This window comes from Streptomyces sp. NPDC043854, from assembly GCF_056436005.1.
Window position 1 is genome coordinate 20689 of the sequence record NZ_JBWKDK010000012.1, and the last position, 17317, is coordinate 38005.

The window sequence follows — 17317 nt, forward strand, 5'->3', positions numbered from 1 at the left end:
CAGCCGGGTTCCCGCGCCCGAGAATAAGCGGATGATCATCGATGACGACGGGGACGCGGCGACCCGGCAGGCGTGGACGGCGCTCGGCGGTGCGCCCGAACTGAGCGGGCGGGTGGGGTACCGGGGCTCCGGGGCACTGGGCGCGTCCCGGCTGCCGGTGCCCGAACTGGCGCGGGCGACCGTGGGGGTGTGCTCGCTGGCCGCCGCCGAGCTGGCGGCCGTACGGGCGGGAAGGGCGGTGGCGGACCTGCCCGGCCTGGTGGTCGACGAGGGGGCCGTGTCGACCGCCTTCACCAGCGAGCGGCACCTGCGGGTCGACGGGCGGGCCCCGGTGTCCTTCGCGCCGCTGTCCGGGTTCTGGCGCACCGCCGACGGATGGCTGCGCACGCACGCCAACTATCCGCACCACCGGGGCGCGCTGGAACGCGCCCTCGGTGCCGGGTCCGGGTCCGGGTCCGACGGGCTGACGCCGGAGCGGCTGCGGGCGGAGCTCGCCGGGCGGGAGGCCGTCGAGGTGCAGGAGGCCGTGTACGCGGCGGGCGGGCTGGCGGTGGCCGTGGCGCACGGGTTCGGGGCGCCGCAGCCGCTGGTGGAGGTGCGGGAGACCGGCGGGCGCGGGCGGGGGCTCGGGGCGGGCCGGCTGCCCGCCTCGGGGGTGCGGGTGCTCGACCTGACCCGGGTGATCGCCGGGCCGGTGGCCACCCGCACGCTCGGGCTGCTCGGCGCCGACGTGCTGCGGATCGACCCGCCCAGGCTGCCCGAGGCGGACGACGCCCACGCCGACACCGGCTTCGGGAAGCGCTCGGCGTGCCTGGACCTCGCCGACCGGGCGGACCGGGAGGCCTTCGGGGAACTGCTGGCGGGGGCCGACGTGGTGGTCACGGGGTACCGGCCGGGTGCCCTCGACCGGTACGGCCTGTCCGCCGGGGAGCTGGTGGCGCGGCGGCCGGGGCTGGTGGTGGCCCAGGTGTGCGCCTGGGGCCGGCACGGCCCGTGGGCGGGGCGGCGGGGCTTCGACTCGCTGGTCCAGGCGGGGTACGGGATCGCCGCGGCGGAGGCCGGCCCCGACGGGGCGCCGGGGGTGCTGCCCGCCCAGGCGCTGGACCACGGGACGGGGTACCTGCTGGCCGCCGGGGTGCTGCGCGCGCTGGCGGACGGCGGCGGGCGGGTGCTGCGGTTCTCGCTGGCCGGGACGGCCTCCTGGCTGGTCCGGGAGGTGCCGCGGCAGCCGGCGCCGGGCCTGGACGGGTCCGCGGGTGCCGGCGAGGGGGCCGGAGCGGCCTACGGGCCCGGGGCGTACGGGCCCGGGGCGTACGGGCCCGGGGCGTACGGGCCCGGGGCGTACGGGCCCGGGGCGTACGGGCCCGGGGCGTACGGGCCCGGGCCGTGGCTGCGGGAGACCGCGTCGGCGTACGGCACGCTGCGGTACGCGGCGCCGCCGCTGGCCGCGGGTCCGGGCGACTGGCCCGCGGGCCCCTCGCGCTGGGGCGCCGACCCGGCCCGCTGGCTGCCGGCCGGCGGCCTGCCGTAGCCGGGGCCCTCAAAGCGGGGCCGCGCGCATACGGCCGCGCCCCCGCCGGCCCGGTGGTCCGGGCCCGCGGGGGCGCTGGTGGTGGCGCGGGTTACGCCGGGATCCAGGCGTAGCAGCCGGTGGAGGTGAACTCCGCCGCGCCCGCCGGGATCGTGGCCGTGATCTTGTCGCCCGGCTTCGGGGCGGTCTCGGGGCCGGAGGCCAGCACCGCGCCGTCCTTGCCCTTGACCTGCCAGGTGCAGGCGGCGCCCTGGGTGGTCAGCGCCCGGTAGGTGCCCTGTGCGGGCGCCGGGCGGGTGCCGTCCGGGAAGCCCTTCTCGGCGGCGGCCAGGATCGGCTTCTGCTCCGGGCACAGGTGGGTGATGGCGTTCGTCGCGTCGGGGATCTCGCCGGCGATGACGGCCCCGGTCGCCGCGTCCTTGTCGCGCTTGGCCGTGCGCTCCACCCGCTGGCAGGACTCCTGCCCGGTCTGGAGGAAGGCCGCCGGGTCCATCTTCTCGGGCACCCGGCCGCTGAGGTACTTCTTCTCCTTGTCCGTGAAGCTGCCCGTCTTCGGGGTGAGCTTCGCGTCCGGGAGGACGGGGCCCGTCGGCTTCGCCCCGGGCGACGGGGGCGCGTCGGTGGCGTCCGCCGGGTCCGGGACCGACGAGGCGGCCGGCGGCTTGGGCTTGGCCGCCTCGTCGGACCTGCCGCCGCCGGAGCTGCAGGCGGTCAGGGTCAGGGCTGCGGCCAGCAGAACAGCAGCCGCTGCGGAGCGTCGGTACATCAGGAGGGCTCCTGTACTTGCCGGTGGTTCGGGGGAGGCGGAGCGAGCGCGGGGCCCGGCGTGGATGGCCGGGCCCCGCGCTCCCTCATGCGGTTATTTCGGGCCGAAGGTGAGGATCAGCTGCGGAGCGGCGTCCGCAGCGGTCGCCTCCTTGGACCACAGCCACAGCGGGTCGGTGCCCGTGCCGGTCAGCGCCACGCTGTAGCTGGTGCCGAGCGCCGCGGTGACGGCGGCGGTGTCCAGCTGGGCGCTGTGCAGGGCCGAGCCGTCGGGGATGGCGGCGAAGGTGCCCAGCGGGGTGGCGCCCACGGCGGGCTTGGTGGTGTACGAGGTGGTGTCACCGCTCCAGGTGCCGGTGACCGGGACGACGGAGACGGTGTCGGCGGTGCCGGCGCCGCTCTGGGTCGAGGTCTTGACCTGGAGGACGGCGGACTTCAGGACCTGCCCGGCCGGCGCGGCCGGCACGTTGAAGCGCAGGTAGGTCTGGTACAGCGGGTTGCCGCGGACGGCCAGCGAGGTGGCGGCGCCGTTGGCGGCGCTCGGGGCGCCCTGGTTGACGTAGGTGTCCTCGGTCGCGGTGACCTTGGAGACCGTGTCGGAGGGGGCCTTCGCCAGGTCGAAGTGGTTCTTGACCTGGGCTGCCGTGAGTACCTTCGGGTAGACGGCCGTCTCGTCGATCTGGCCGGCGAAGAAGTTGCTCGTGGGGCGGTTCGGCCAGCCGGACAGGTTGTCGCCGGCGACGTGCCAGTAGCCCGCGTAGGAGGCGGAGTCCGTGACGTTCAGGGTGCCCTTGTTCTGGCCGTCGACGTACAGCGCCATGCCCGACGGGCCCTGGGTGGCGACGACGTGGTGCCACTTGTTGTCGTTGTACGTGTCGGACAGACCGGTGGCGATGGTCCGCGCCGAGCCGCTGTACACGCCGAACACGAGGCGTCCGGCGTTGGTCAGGTAGATGTGCTTGTCGGCCGAGCCGCTGTTGCGCGTGGTGTTGTTGCCGAAGCCGACGAGCTTGCCGCCGCGCGTGGTGTTCGTCTTGAACCAGGTCTCGATGGTGTAGCTGCTGCCGACCGTCTGGCGGTGGTCGCTGTACACCTGCTGGCTGGTGCCGTTGAAGCCCATGGCCGTGCCGGCGCCGCTGATGGCGCCGGGTGCCTGGCGCAGGGCCGGGGCGCCCACCTGGACGCCGCTGGTGTTGCCGCCGTCCGAGGAGTCGGCCGTGTACGGGCTGACGGTGTCGTCGTAGCGCCAGTACAGCTGGGCGCCGTCGGCGCGGACCTGGGCCGGGTAGGCCAGCTGGCTGTTCGGGACGGTCACGGAGGCGGTGGCCGACAGGGCGCTGGTGTTGCCGGCCGCGTCGGTGGCGGTGACCCGGTAGGTGTAGGACTGGCCGGCCTTGACGGTGGTGTCGGTCCAGGAGGCCTGCGGCCGCTCGAACTCGAGGGACTCGGCGGTCATGGTGTGGACCGGAGTGCTGGAGCCGTTGCGGTAGATGCGGTACGTCAGCTTGCTGTCGTCCGCGTCGTAGCTGGTGCGCCAGCGGACCTGGACCTCGCCGGGCTTGACGCTGCCGGCGCTGGCCACCGGGGTGGTCGGCGCGCCGCGGTCGCCGGTGGAGGCGAAGCGGGTCAGGCTCTGCTGCTCGACGCCGTTGACGGTGGTGAACTCACCGCCGATCCACATGTACTTCGTGTCGCCCTTCTCCGCGACGGCCATGACGCGCGGGCCGATGCCCTCCCCGATGCCGTCGTTGGTGTCGGGGAACCAGCCGAGCTTGCGCGGACCGCGGACGAAGCCGTCCACGGGGGCGGGGGCGGTGCCGGTGTGGTCCGTCGGCTGGGCCAGCAGGTGGTGGCGCTTGCCGTCGGGGAACTCCAGCTCGGTGGAGCAGTCGTGCGCGTGGGAGGAGCTGTAGAGCACGCCGTCGTACGGCAGGACCCACTGGGTGGCGCCGAGGCAGCGGTCGCGCCACTTCTCCCCGAAGTCGCTCAGGCGCAGGCCGATGCGGCCGTCGAAGACGCCGCCGCCGGAGCCCTCGTTGGCCGTGTAGAAGCCGTTCCCGTCGGTGGCGATCGACTTGACGACCGAGTTCGACGGGATGTTGTCGTAGGTCTTGGCGACCTTGCCGGAGATGGCGTCCACCACGGCCAGGGCGTGCGTGTTGGAGCCGTTCACCGCGAAGAAGTCGCCGCCGAGCAGCACGTTCTTGCCGTCCGGGGTGACCGCGACGGCGCGGCCCGGCTCGTCGGCGTTGGCGGTGAAGGGCTTGACCGCGCCGGAGGCGGCGTCGACCGCGGCGAACCGCTCGCGGGTCTGGCCCTCGACGGTGTTGAAGTCGCCGGCCGCGTACAGGGTGTCGTCGGAGGCGGCGAGGGCCCGCACGGTGGCGGGGAAGCCCGGGTGGAAGGAGGCCTTGGGGCTGCAGCTCTCGATGTCGATCGCGGCGAGGCTGGAGACCGGGGTGCCGTTGACGGCACCGAAGTAGCCGCCTGCGTAGAGGGTCTTGTTGTCCTTCGAGACGGCCAGGGCGCGCACCGTCGCCGTGCCTTCGCTGACCGTGAAGGCCAGCTTGCAGGAGGTGGGGTTGCCCGTCGCGGCGTCGAGGGCGACGAAGTTCACCGCCTCCTGCTCGGCGCCGGAGCCGCCGGCCGGCGGGCGGACCGCCGAGAAGGTGCCGCCGGCGAAGACGGTGCCGTTCGCCTGGGCCATCGCGAAGACGACGCCGTTGGGCTGCCAGGTCGGCAGGCTGTCCGCGGTGAAGGCCACCGGCGGGGTGATGGCGGACGCCTGGGGCATCAGCACCAGGCCTATCCCCGTTCCGGCACCGGCCAGTGACAGGACGAGGGCGGCAGTCAGCCCTCTGGATCTACGCATGAACCCCCCAGGGCAATCGCCCGGTGTATGGCTGGAACTATCCGAACAGCCGTATGTACGGACGCAGACCAGGGCTCACGCGGGGCCCGGCCACCTCACTTGACCCTCTGCGTACCACATCGGAACACAGGGTTCAGCAGCGAGGGCGCACAGCGGACATACGGAAGTCTTGCCCCGGCGCGAGCCGCAGACGCTGCGCCAATGGCCGGGACACGGCAAATCGTAGGGGAAATATAAGGCCTCAGCGGTCGATCCGGATGGTTGCTCCCGCCAGCTGGTCCTCGACCTGGCGGATGTCCGCGTCGACCATGATCCGCGCCAGTTCGTCCACCAGGACCGTCGGCTTCCAGCCAAGCAGTTCCTGCGCCTTGGAGGCGTCCCCGATGAGGGCGTCGACCTCGCTGGGGCGCTCGTACTTGGCGTCGTAGCGCACGTGCTCGTTCCAGTCGAGGCCCGCGTGGGCGAAGGAGGACTCCAGGAACTGGCGGACGGTCGCGGGGACGCCGGTGGCGACGACGTAGTCGGTGGGCTCGTCCTGCTGGAGCATCCGCCACATGGCCTCCACGTACTCGGGGGCGTAGCCCCAGTCGCGGACGGCGTCGAGGTTGCCGAGGTACAGGTGCTCCTGGAGGCCGGCCTTGATGCGGGCGACGGCCCGGGTGATCTTTCGGGTCACGAAGGTCTCGCCGCGGCGCGGGGACTCGTGGTTGAAGAGGATCCCGTTGACCGCGAACATGTCGTACGCCTCGCGGTAGTTCACCGTCGTCCAGTAGGCGAAGACCTTGGCGGCGCCGTACGGGCTGCGCGGGTGGAACGGGGTCTTCTCGTTCTGCGGCGGCGGGGTGGCACCGAACATCTCCGAGGACGAGGCCTGGTATATGCGGGTGTCGACGCCGCTCGCGCGGATCGCCTCCAGCAGCCGCAGCGCGCCGAGGCCGGTCACGTCGCCGGTGTAGAGGGGGGCGTCGAAGGAGACGCGCACGTGCGACTGGGCGCCGAGGTTGTAGACCTCGTCGGGCTTGATCTCCCGGAGCAGGTTCACGAGCGCGACGCCGTCGGAGAGGTCGGCGTGGTGCAGGAAGAAGGACCGGTCGGCGGTGTGCGGGTCCTGGTAGATGTGGTCGATCCGCTCGGTGTTGAAGCTGGAGGACCGCCGCACGAGCCCGTGCACCGTGTAGCCCTTGGAAAGCAGAAGCTCGGAGAGGTAGGAGCCGTCCTGCCCGGTGACGCCGGTGATCAGTGCGGTCTTGCCCATGTGGGGTCCCCCTGGGGATCGTTTCGGTCTGGAGTGGTGAGGCTGCGCCTCGGGGATCGGCTTCGGGCCGGGGCTGGATGCGTACCGTACACGGGGCGGTCCCGGCGGCTTCGCGCGGTGTGGACGGACGGCCGTCAGGGCGGGCGGAGGGCCGGTCCGGACCGCCCCGCAGCCCGCGGGCGCGGACTGGCATCATCGGCGGTATGACAAGTTCGCTGCCGCTCCTGCCCCCGAACGCCCGCGTCTTCGTCGCGGGCCACCGCGGCCTCGTGGGCTCCGCGGTCGCCCGCCGCCTGACCGCCGACGGCCACGAGGTGCTCACCCGTGGCCGCGCCGACCTCGACCTGCGCGACGCCGCCGCGACCGGGGCGTACCTGAAGGACGTCCGCCCCGACGCGGTCGTGCTCGCCGCCGCCAAGGTCGGCGGCATCATGGCCAACAGCACGTACCCGGTGCAGTTCCTGGAGGACAACCTCAGGATCCAGCTCAGCGTCATCGGCGGCGCGCATGCCGCCGGGGTCGGCCGGCTGCTGTTCCTGGGCTCGTCCTGCATCTACCCCAAGCTGGCCCCGCAGCCCATCACCGAGGACGCGCTGCTGACCGGCCCGCTGGAGCCGACCAACGAGGCGTACGCCCTCGCGAAGATCGCGGGCATCGTCCAGGTCCAGTCGTACCGCAAGCAGTACGGGGCCTCGTTCGTCTCGGCGATGCCCACGAACCTCTACGGCCCGGGCGACAACTTCGACCTGGAGTCCTCGCACGTGCTGCCCGCCCTCATCCGGCGCTTCCACGAGGCCGCCGCCGAGGGGCGCGAGGAGGTCACCCTGTGGGGCAGCGGCACCCCGCGCCGCGAGTTCCTGCACGTGGACGACCTGGCGGCCGCCTGTGCGCTGCTGCTGGAGCGCTACGACGGGGACGAGCCGGTCAACATCGGCTGCGGTGAGGACCTGACCATCAAGGCGCTGGCCGAGACGGTCGCCGACGTGACCGGCTTCACGGGCCGGCTGGCGTGGGACACCTCCAAGCCGGACGGGACCCCGCGCAAGCTCCTGGACGTCAGCCGCCTGACCTCGCTGGGCTGGAAGCCGGAGATCGGGCTGCGGGACGGCATCGCCGCCACCTACCGGTGGTGGCTCGAGCAGGGCGGGGCCGTCGGCGGTACGCGAAGCTGAGCGCACGGGTGCTGCGGCTCCTCAGTACGCTCCGCGGCCGTCGACCACGGCGCGGAGCGTACGGCCCATCACGTCGACGTCACTGGTGAAGGACCAGTTGTCGACGTACTGGAGGTCGAGCTGGATCGTCTCGTCCCAGGACAGGTCGGACCGGCCGCTGATCTGCCACAGCCCGGTCATGCCGGGCCGCACGGTGAGCCGGCGCAGCTCGACCTCGTCGTAGCGGGCCACCTCCTCCGGCAGCGGCGGGCGCGGCCCGACCAGTGACATCTGCCCGGTCAGCACGTTGAACAGCTGGGGCAGTTCGTCCAGGGAGGTGCGGCGCAGCAGCCGGCCGACCCGGGTGACCCGGGGGTCGCGCCGGATCTTGAACATGAGGCCGTCGTTCTCGTTGGCCCCGGCCAGTTCGGCCTTGAGCCGGTCGGCGTCCACGACCATGGTGCGGAACTTCCACATGGTGAACGGGACGCCGTCGCGGCCGATGCGCTGCTGGCGGTAGAACGCCGGGCCCCGGGAGCCGAGGCGGATCGCCAGGACGATGGCGAGGAAGACCGGGGAGAGCAGCAGCAGCCCGAGGGCGGCGCCGGCCCGGTCCAGGACGGACTTGAGCAGGGGCTGGACGCCCCGGCTGACGGGCGGTGCGACCCGCAGCACGGCGAGTCCGCCGGCGGAGAGGGTCTCCAGGCGCTTGACGGAGACCTCCACCAGGCCGGGGAAGACGGCCAGTTCCAGTCCGGCGTCGTGCAGGGCCCACGCGATGCGGCGCAGCCGCTCCCCCGCGATCCGCGCCCCGGGGGCGACGAGCACGAGGTCGGCGTGATGGCTGCGGACGGCGCCGAGGACGGCAGAGGCGTCGGCGGTCGGGCCCTCGGAGGTCCGGGCGTCGAGCCGGCCCGCGACGGGCACGCCGCTGTCGACCGGGCCGCTGCCGACCGGGACCACGCCGACGACGACGTAGGGGTGGTCGGTGCGCGCGGCGAGGTGGGAGATGACGGAGTCCGCCGCGGCCGGCTCCCCTATCACGAGGACCCTGCTGACGGCCTGTGCCTCGCGGCGGGCCGCCGAGAGGTGGCGGTAGGTCAGCTTGTGGCAGGCCACGGTGATGAGGAGGGCCGGCAGCAGGGCGCCGAGTGCGGCGAGCCGCGGCGTGCTCTCCCCGGTCACCACGCGGGCGACGGCCAGGACACCGATGAGAATCAGCCAGTCGTGTACGACCGGCAGGACACCGCGGGACTCGCCGAGCGCGCGGGCGGCGTAACGGCGGCGCACCGCCTGCACCCCGCCCCACGCCAGAGCGGCCCCGGCGGCGCAGTACAGCGGCCGGGCCTGCTGCGCGGCGTTGAAGACGAGGCCCACGGGCACGCCTGCGCCGAGGAGGTCGGCCGAGACTGCGGCGGGCAGGTACCAGCGCGCCCTGTCTCCGATCCGCCTCACTGGCGCAGCAGCAAGCTCGGTTGCCGCTCCGGCCACTCTTTGCGCAGGAAAATGAACATGCCTCATGGGCCCCCCTGGCACGTGGTCTATGACTCTCGCGCGTGTCCGCGGCTTCCCCAGGCCATGGACATCAGGCGCACCGGGAAACAGTACGACAAACACTCTTAGGACAAGTAGCGAACCCTGGAACGGGGACTCTTGTTGCGCAAGCGTTAGCAAGCGGTACCAGTTGTTCCAGATTATTGGCGCATTGCCGACGCATGCGAAGGTGAAGGGTCCGGATACCGGATACGTCTACTCGGTCAACGAACCGTTTCCGGCCAACCTTTTGACGCGGCCCTGACATTGCGACGTGCAGGTGGCACTCTTCGATCCGTTCATCGCACCGCCCTGCTCTGCCCGGCGGCCCACCCAGCCGTCCGGACCCCCCTTGCAGAAGGAGTCTGCGTTGAGTCCCACCCCCCACAGGCGTGTCACCGCGGCCGGCGCGCTCGTCGCCGCTGCCGCGCTGCTCGCCGTCGGCATCCAGGCCGGCACCGCGTCCGCCGAGGCCACCGCCTCCCAGGGCAGCACCTCCGCGAAGTCCGACCCGGGGGCCGCCCCGCTCCAGCTCAGCCCCTCCGAGCGTGCGACGCTCATCGCCGACGCCAACGCGACCACCGTGCAGGCGGCGAAGGCGCTCGGCCTCGGCGGGCAGGAGAAGCTGATCGTCCGCGATGTCGTCAAGGACGCCGACGGCACCACGCACACCACCTACGAGCGCACCTACGCCGGACTCCCCGTGCTCGGCGGCGACCTGACGGTGCATGCCAAGGGCGGCGTCACCAAGAGCGTCACCAAGGCCACCCACCACGAGATCAAGGTCGCCGACACCGACGCGGCGGTCACCCCCGCCGCCGCCGAGGGCCAGGCCGTCTCCGCGGCCAAGGAGGCGGGCTCCACGGAGGCCAAGCCGGCCAAGAACGCCCGCAAGGTGATCTGGGCGGCCGAGGGCGCGCCCGTCCTCGCGTACGAGACCGTCGTCGGCGGCCTCCAGGACGACGGCACCCCCAACGAGCTGCACGTGGTCACCAACGCCAAGACCGGCGCGAAGATCACCGAGTGGCAGGCCATCGAGACCGGCACCGGCAACACCATGTACAGCGGCCAGGTCAACCTCGGCACCGCGCAGTCGGGCAGCAGCTACACGCTGACCGACACGAACCGCGGCAGCCACAAGACGTACAACCTCAACCGGGGCACCTCCGGCACCGGCACCCTCTTCTCCGGACCGGACGACGTCTGGGGCAACAGCCAGCCCTCCAACCTGGAGACGGCCGGCGCCGACGCGCACTACGGCGCCGCGGTCACCTGGGACTACTTCAAGAACGTGCACGGCCGCAACGGCCTGCGCAACGACGGCGTCGCCCCGTACAGCCGCGTCCACTACGGCAACAACTACGTCAACGCGTTCTGGAGCGACTCCTGCTTCTGCATGACGTACGGCGACGGCGAGGGCAACGCCAAGCCCCTCACCTCCACCGACGTGGCCGCGCACGAGATGACCCACGGCCTGACCTCGGTCACCGGCAACATGACCTACAGCGGTGAGCCCGGCGGCCTGAACGAGGCCACCTCCGACATCATGGCGGCCGCCGTCGAGTTCTACGCCAACAACCCGACCGACGTGGGCGACTACCTCGTCGGCGAGAAGATCGACATCAACGGCGACGGCACCCCGCTGCGCTACATGGACAAGCCGAGCAAGGACGGCGCGTCCAAGGACGCCTGGTACTCGGGCCTCGGCGGCATCGACGTGCACTACTCCTCCGGCCCGGCCAACCACTGGTACTACCTGGCCTCCGAGGGCTCCGGCGCCAAGGTCGTCAACGGCGTGAGCTACGACTCGCCGACCTCCGACGGCCTCCCGGTCACGCCCATCGGCCGCGACGCCGCGTCGAAAATCTGGTTCCGCGCGCTGACCGTCGGCTACTTCAAGTCGAACACCAACTACGCGGCCGCCCGCACGGCGACCCTCCAGGCCGCCGCCGACCTCTACGGCGCCGGCTCGGCCACGTACAACAACACGGCCAACACGTGGGCGGCCGTCAACGTCGGCTCCCGCATCAGCGACGGCGTGACGGTCACCCAGATCCCGAACCAGACCACCATGGTCAACACCGCGGTCAGCCTCCAGGTCCAGGCGACCAGCACCAACCCGGGCCCGCTGAGCTACGCGGCGACCGGCCTGCCGGCGGGCCTGTCGATCAACTCCTCGACGGGTCTGATCTCGGGTACGGCGACCACCGCGGGCACGTCGAACACGACGGTGACGGTGACCGACTCCGCCGGCCGGACCGGCACGGCCTCCTTCACCTGGACCGTCGGCACCGTCCAGCAGAACGTCTTCGAGAACACGAACGACTACCAGATCGCGGACAACTCGACCGTCGAGTCCCCGATCACGGTGACCCGCACGGGCAACGCGCCGAGCACCCTCAAGGTGGACGTGAACATCGTCCACACCTACGTCGGTGACCTGCGCGTCGACCTGGTCGCCCCCGACGGCACCGTGTACAACCTGCGCAACCGCAGCGGCGGCAGCGCGGACAACATCGTCCAGAGCTTCACCGTGAACGCCTCCTCCGAGGTCGCGGGCGGTGTCTGGAAGCTCCGCGTGGCGGACCTCGCCAGCCTCGACACCGGTTACATCAACAGCTGGAAGCTGACCTTCTGACCCCTCGGGGCAGGGTGGGGCACGACGGCTGACACAGCACGGGGCCGTCCGGGAGAGACCCTCCCGGACGGCCCTGTTCCATGCGGCGGGACCGGCCCCGCGGGCGCCGGCTCCCGGTCAGGGGATGCTGTGGAGGATGCCGCCGAACATGTCCGGCGCCTGAACGCGGCGCCCCTCCTGCTGCGGCCGGGGCCGGTCCTTCTTCGGGAGCACGAACGCCTTCTGCCTGCCGCCCACGAGGGCGCGCTCGGGGTGGCCGTCGCCGCCGAAGCGGTCGTCGTCGATGCGGTCGTCGTCGAAGCGCTCGTCGCCGAACGGGTCGCGCCTGTCGTCCCTGTCCACGTGGACCGGCGTGAAGACCACCGAGCGGACCTCCACGTCGAAGACGACGTCCTTCGGCTCCAGCACCCGCTCCGGGCGGCCGTTGCAGCCGTCCTCGGAGAAGAGGGTGGCCCGGGACTTGGTGCCGTTGCGCACGGCGATGGCCGGGTCGCGGGGCGAGGTGCCGGTCAGCTCGTAGCAGGTGTCGTTGTCGGCCGGGCGGATGTGCCGGCGCTCGCCGCCGTTCCCGTTCTCGACGATGTAGTCCAGCCGGCCGAGGTTGGGCCGGTCGTCGAAGTCGTCGGCCAGCGACGGTCCGGCCAGCGGCACGGCGAGGGCGAGGGCTCCGAGGAACGCTACGGCAGCGGTGCGAAGGCGCATGGGAAGGCAGTCCGTTCTGTGGGGGCTGGATGCCAGTCCGGTGGCATCCAGCGGGCAGCGTAGGAGCGGAGCCCGCTGCTGAATCGGTTCGGCATGCCCGGCGGGCGCACAGTTTCACCCGCCCGGCACGCCCTGCAACCCCCATCCGGCAGGCGCCGCCGCCCCTCGGCGGGCGGTGCGCTCGCCGCCCCGCCGCGCCTGCGGAACCCCCTCCCGCGCCCCGCCCGCCGACGACGGATCCGGCTCGTCCGACGTCCCGGCCCCGTACCCGGCCCCGTACCCGGACCCGTGCCGGTGCCCGTGCCGGTGCCCGGCGGGGCGGGCGGCCGGTGGAGCCGCCGCCCGCCCCCTGCCGAGGGGCCCCGCGGGCCCCGCTACCGCAGCAGTACGCCGCCCTGCGGGCCGCCCTCGCCGCCCGCGTCGGTGTCCGCGGGCGCGGCGACCAGCCCCAGTTCGGCCGGCGAGGCCAGCATCGGGTGCGTGGGGAGGATCCGCACGGTGTAGCCGAAGGGCCCGGTGCGGTCGAGGGCGAGCGGGCCCTCGTACACCCAGCGTCCCTCCAGGTCCGGCCCGGCGGCCGGCTTGAGGGGGAAGGACCGCCCGTCGCGGATCACGTCCTGCGGGTCCACCCGGCCGGCGACGGCCTGCACTTCCACGTCCTCGGGTACGAGCGTGTCCAGCGCGACCAGGACGCGCAGGGTGAGGGTGGCCCCCAGCTCGGCGGTGCCGTTCACGGGAGCCGCGGCGAGCGCCTCCACGTGCTCGACGGAGACCTTGGGCCAGGCGGCCCGGACCCGACCCTTCCACCAGGCGAGGTCGCGTGCCGCCGCGGCGTCCAGGGCCCGGTGGGCGCGCGCTGCCGGCGTGTACAGCCGTTCCACGTACTCGCGGACCATGCGCCCGGCAAGGACCTTGGGCCCGAGTGAGACGAGGGTGCGGCGGACCATCTCGATCCACCGCACCGGCAGTCCGCTGCGGTCCGCGCGGTCGTAGAAGCGGGGCGCGACCCGCTCCTCGACCAGTTCGTAGAGGCCGGCCGCCTCCAGGTCGTCACGCCGCTCCTCGTCGACGCCGAGGCCGTCGGCGGTGGGGATGGCCCAGCCGAAGTCGGGTTCGAACCACTCGTCCCACCAGCCGTCCCGCACGGACAGGTTCAGGCAGCCGTTGAGCGCGGCCTTCATCCCACTGGTGCCGCACGCCTCCAGCGGGCGGAGCGGGTTGTTCAGCCAGATGTCGCAGCCCGGGTAGAGCTTCTGCGCCATGGCCATGCCGTAATCGGGCAGGAACACGATCCGGTGGCGCACCCGCGGGTCGTCGGAGAACCGGACCAGCTCCTGCACCAGCCGCTTGCCGCCGTCGTCGGCGGGGTGTGCCTTGCCGGCGACGACGATCTGCACCGGCCGCTCGGGGTGCAGCAGCAGCCGGCGCAGCCGCTCGGGGTCGCGCAGCATCAGCGTGAGCCGCTTGTACGAGGGGACGCGCCGGGCGAAGCCGATGGTGAGGACGTCCGGGTCGAGTACGGAGTCCACCCAGCCGAGTTCGGCGTCGGCGGCCCCGCGCTGGCGCCAGGACGCCCGCAGCCGTTCGCGGACCTCCAGCACCAGCTGCTCGCGCAGGCCCCGCCGCAGGTCCCAGATGTCCTGGTCGGCGATGTCGGCAACGGCGTCCCAGCGCTGGGAGCCGCCCACCGAGAGGGCGTCCTCGGTGCGGCCGGCGCCGATCTGGCGGGCCCCGAGCCGGACCACCTCGGGGGCGACCCAGGTCGGGGCGTGCACCCCGTTGGTCACGGAGGCGATGGGCACGTCGGCCGGGTCGAAGCCGGGCCACAGCCCGGCGAACATGCCGCGGCTGACGGCCCCGTGCAGGGTGGAGACCCCGTTGGCGCGCTGGGCCAGGCGCAGCCCCATCACCGCCATGTTGAACACCCCGGGGTCGCCGCCGGGGTAGGACTCGGCCCCCAGGTCCAGGATCCGCTCGACGGGTACGCCGTCCAGCTCGCCCCCGGGGCCGAAGTGGCGGGCGACCAGGGCGCGGTCGAAACGGTCGATGCCGGCGGGCACGGGGGTGTGGGTGGTGAACACGGTTCCGGCCCGGACCGCTTCCAGGGCGGCGTCGAAGCCGAGGCCCAGCTCGCCGTCGAGTTCCCTCATGCGTTCGAGGCCGAGGAAGCCGGCGTGTCCCTCGTTCGTGTGGAACACCTCGGGGGCCGGGTGGCCGGTGAGCGCGCAGTACGTCCGCACCGCGCGCACGCCGCCGATGCCGAGGAGCATCTCCTGGAGCAGCCGGTGGTCGCTGCCGCCGCCGTAGAGCCGGTCGGTCACCTCGCGGGCTCCGCAGTCGTTGTCCTCGACGTCCGAGTCGAGGAGCAGCAGCGGGACCCGGCCGACGCGGGCCTGCCAGATGTGCGCGTGCAGGGTGCGGCCGCCGGGCAGGGAGAGGGTGACGCGGGCCGGGGCCCCGTCGGCGTCCCGCAGCAGGGACAGGGGCAGTTCGTTGGGGTCGAGGACGGGGTAGTGCTCCTGCTGCCAGCCGTCCCGGGACAGGGACTGGCGGAAGTAGCCGTGCCGGTAGAGGAGTCCCACGCCGATGAGGGGGACGCCGAGGTCGCTGGCGGCCTTGAGGTGGTCCCCGGCGAGGATGCCGAGGCCGCCCGAGTACTGGGGCAGGGCGGCGGTGATCCCGAACTCGGGCGAGAAGTAGGCGATGGCGGCGGGGAGGTCGGCCCCGTCGTCGTGGGTCTGGTACCACCTGGCGCCGTGGACGTAGTCGTCGAGGTCGGCGGCGGCGACGGCGAGCCGGCGCAGGAACCGGCGGTCGCCGGCCAGTTCCCGGAGGCGGGCGGCGGATGCGGAGCCGAGCAGGCGGACGGGATCGCCGCCTGCGGCCTGCCAGCCCTCGGGGTCGACGGATTGGAAGAGTTCGCGGGTCTCCGTGTGCCACGACCAGCGCAGGTTGCGCGCGAGGCCGGCGAGCGGCAGCAGCGGTTCGGGGAGTACGGGGCGTACGGTGAATCGACGGATTGCCTTCACGCGTTCCACCTTCGCAGGCAAGTGCGGACCGGAGCGGCCGCACCACGCTGTGCGACCGCGCAACACCCCCGGAAGGCTATCCCCGCCCCGCCGGACCCTGCCACGGCGCCTCGGCGGCGTCCCCCGTACGCCCGCGGCGCCCCCGCGGAGTGCCGCTGCGGAACGCCCCGGCGGAAAGCGGCCGCGGAGCACCCCCGCGGAACGCCGCCGCCCCGGCCACCGCGCGCGGCTGCGCGGGGGAGGCCGCGCCGACCGCGCGGGCGGGCAGGCCGGCGACGGTGGTGGTGGCGCCGGGGGCGAGCTTGCCGGTGGTGCGGGTGCCGGCGAGCCGCTTCGGCACGGCCGGGGTGACGGTGACCGTGTTGGAGGAGGTACCGCCCGCGCGGACGTTGACGTTCGAGGTGGCCGGGCGGGGCCGGCCGGACGGCCACACGCTGAGGTGGGTGTCCTCGGTGGCGCCGGTGACGGTGACGTTGAGGACGGCGGCGGCCATGCCGCCGGAGTGGACGTGGTCCGGGACGGACAGGCCGACGGGCAGCACGACGGGGCGGGCGCCCCGCCCTGCAGCGGGTTGCCGGTGGTGCGGGTGTCCAGCAGGCGGAACGGCTCCGTGGCGACGCAGCCCGACGGCGCGTAGTCGACCTTGACGGTCCGGGAGACCGTGGACGTCGCGCCCTTGGAGTCCCCGACGGTCACCGTCACCTTGTAGTCGCCGGGCCGGGCGTAGGTGTGCCGGAAGCCGGTCAGTTCGGAGTGCTGCCCGGTGGTGCCGTCGCCGAAGCCCACGTCCACGCGCTTCACCGGCCAGGGCGCAGCTCATCTGGGTGGACCGGTTGCTGTTCGACACGGCCTGGACCTCGACCGGGGTCCCGGCCGGCGCCCACGGCTTGTCCACCGGCATCCACACCTGGCTCAGGCCGTCCTGGACCTCGACGGCCCCGCGGTCCAGGTACCCGCCCTCGGTGTTGGGCGTGCCCGGGTCGTCGCCGGTCGGGTACCCGCGGTAGTCGGTGGGCAGCACGCCCGGAGCCATCGGGTCGGCGGAGTCGACGATCAGGGAGCCCGCCACCTCGAACGCGTCCTCGCGCTTCGCGGCCTGGAGGTCGTTCGCCCCCTGGCCGGTCGCGGCCTGGAACGCCTCGGGGGTCGCATGGCCGGTTCCGGCCCGGTCGTACAGCGCGGGAACCTTGCCGACGTACAGGTTGTGGCCGACGCGGGTTCCTTCGACCGCGCTCTGCGAGACGGCGGTCCCGTGGCGCGGCTGCACCGTCCCGTACCCGCCGCCCGAACCCTCCTGGCGGAGAACGTTGTTGAAGATCCCGGCACCCGCCGAAGTGCCGCTGACCGCCACCGTGGCGGAGCAGTAGCCGTACACGGTGTTGTTGGTGACCACCGTGCCGGGCGCGTCCACCACCGTGACCGCCGAGTGCGAGCCGTCGCTGATCCGGTTGCTTCGGCGTATCGGCGGCCGCGACGCCGGGTACCCCGAGGACGGTGACGAGGCCCGCGGTCAGCAGGGCCGCCACACGAGTGGGACGCACCAGGAAGGCTTCGGGGCGGTGCGGCGCTGCACGACGGCTACGCGGCCCGTTCCCCCCGGCCGGCAGTCGGGCGCACGCGGATCCACGGAGATGCTCCATGATCGCTCGCCAAGTCCGCACTGTCACTTCGGATACATCGCACGGCCACCCGAAACGGCCGGTCGGGCTTGGTGTCGGCGCCGTTCGCGGCGGCCTGCGCACAACGGCGGGAATGCACCGCACGCGTGTGCCTTTCCGGCCGTTGTACTCCTGCCCGGTTAAGGGCGGTTCGGCACGTTCACCCGTTGCACCGGACACATT

General features: G+C 73.1%; 9 protein-coding genes and 1 pseudogene. 3 read left to right on the plus strand and 7 right to left on the minus strand.

What is annotated here, in order from left to right; genetic code table 11:
* Positions 1 to 31: 31 nt before the first annotated feature.
* Positions 32 to 1531 carry a CoA transferase gene (locus AC068A_RS13700; protein ID WP_478584535.1) on the plus strand — a complete coding sequence of 500 codons (1500 nt, stop codon included), beginning with the start codon at positions 32 to 34 and terminating at the stop codon, positions 1529 to 1531.
* 91 nt (positions 1532 to 1622) lie between these two features.
* Here AC068A_RS13700 and AC068A_RS13705 read toward each other — a convergent pair whose 3' ends face one another.
* The 3 genes from AC068A_RS13705 to gmd form a co-directional block, all read right to left on the minus strand.
* Complete coding sequence (locus tag AC068A_RS13705; protein WP_478584536.1) at positions 1623 to 2297, minus strand: hypothetical protein; 675 nt, start codon at positions 2295 to 2297, stop codon at positions 1623 to 1625.
* A gap of 93 nt (positions 2298 to 2390) precedes the next feature.
* The gene (locus AC068A_RS13710; protein ID WP_478584537.1) at positions 2391 to 5168 is read right to left on the minus strand and encodes a LamG-like jellyroll fold domain-containing protein; all 2778 of its coding nucleotides are present in this window, start codon (positions 5166 to 5168) and stop codon (positions 2391 to 2393) included.
* Positions 5169 to 5409: 241 nt separating this feature from the next.
* Positions 5410 to 6423: a GDP-mannose 4,6-dehydratase gene (gene gmd / locus AC068A_RS13715; RefSeq protein ID WP_478584539.1), complete on the minus strand. Its 1014-nt coding sequence runs from the start codon at positions 6421 to 6423 to the stop codon at positions 5410 to 5412.
* A 203-nt stretch (positions 6424 to 6626) separates the two neighbouring features.
* On the opposite strand from gmd, the gene AC068A_RS13720 reads away from it, so the two are divergent.
* A complete protein-coding gene (locus AC068A_RS13720) occupies positions 6627 to 7595 on the plus strand; it encodes a GDP-L-fucose synthase family protein (protein ID WP_478584540.1) in 969 nt (322 codons plus the stop codon).
* A 21-nt stretch (positions 7596 to 7616) separates the two neighbouring features.
* On the opposite strand, the gene AC068A_RS13725 is transcribed toward AC068A_RS13720, so the two are convergent.
* Positions 7617 to 9095 (minus strand): sugar transferase, encoded by a 1479-nt coding sequence (locus AC068A_RS13725; protein ID WP_478584541.1) that lies wholly within the window; start codon positions 9093 to 9095, stop codon positions 7617 to 7619.
* 382 nt (positions 9096 to 9477) lie between these two features.
* Between AC068A_RS13725 and AC068A_RS13730 the strand changes: the two genes are divergently transcribed.
* Entirely contained in the window at positions 9478 to 11745 is a 2268-nt protein-coding gene (locus tag AC068A_RS13730; RefSeq protein ID WP_478584543.1) for a M4 family metallopeptidase, read from the plus strand.
* Between the two features lie 117 nt (positions 11746 to 11862).
* Here AC068A_RS13730 and AC068A_RS13735 read toward each other — a convergent pair whose 3' ends face one another.
* The 3 genes and pseudogenes from AC068A_RS13735 to AC068A_RS13745 form a co-directional block, all read right to left on the minus strand.
* The gene (locus tag AC068A_RS13735; RefSeq protein WP_478584545.1) at positions 11863 to 12447 is read right to left on the minus strand and encodes a hypothetical protein; all 585 of its coding nucleotides are present in this window, start codon (positions 12445 to 12447) and stop codon (positions 11863 to 11865) included.
* A 374-nt stretch (positions 12448 to 12821) separates the two neighbouring features.
* Positions 12822 to 15476 carry an alpha-glucan family phosphorylase gene (gene glgP, locus AC068A_RS13740; RefSeq protein ID WP_478584723.1) on the minus strand — a complete coding sequence of 885 codons (2655 nt, stop codon included), beginning with the start codon at positions 15474 to 15476 and terminating at the stop codon, positions 12822 to 12824.
* A 702-nt stretch (positions 15477 to 16178) separates the two neighbouring features.
* Positions 16179 to 16277 (minus strand): annotated as a pseudogene (locus AC068A_RS13745) (hypothetical protein); the annotation flags it as partial.
* Between the last annotated feature and the right edge of the window lie 1040 nt (positions 16278 to 17317).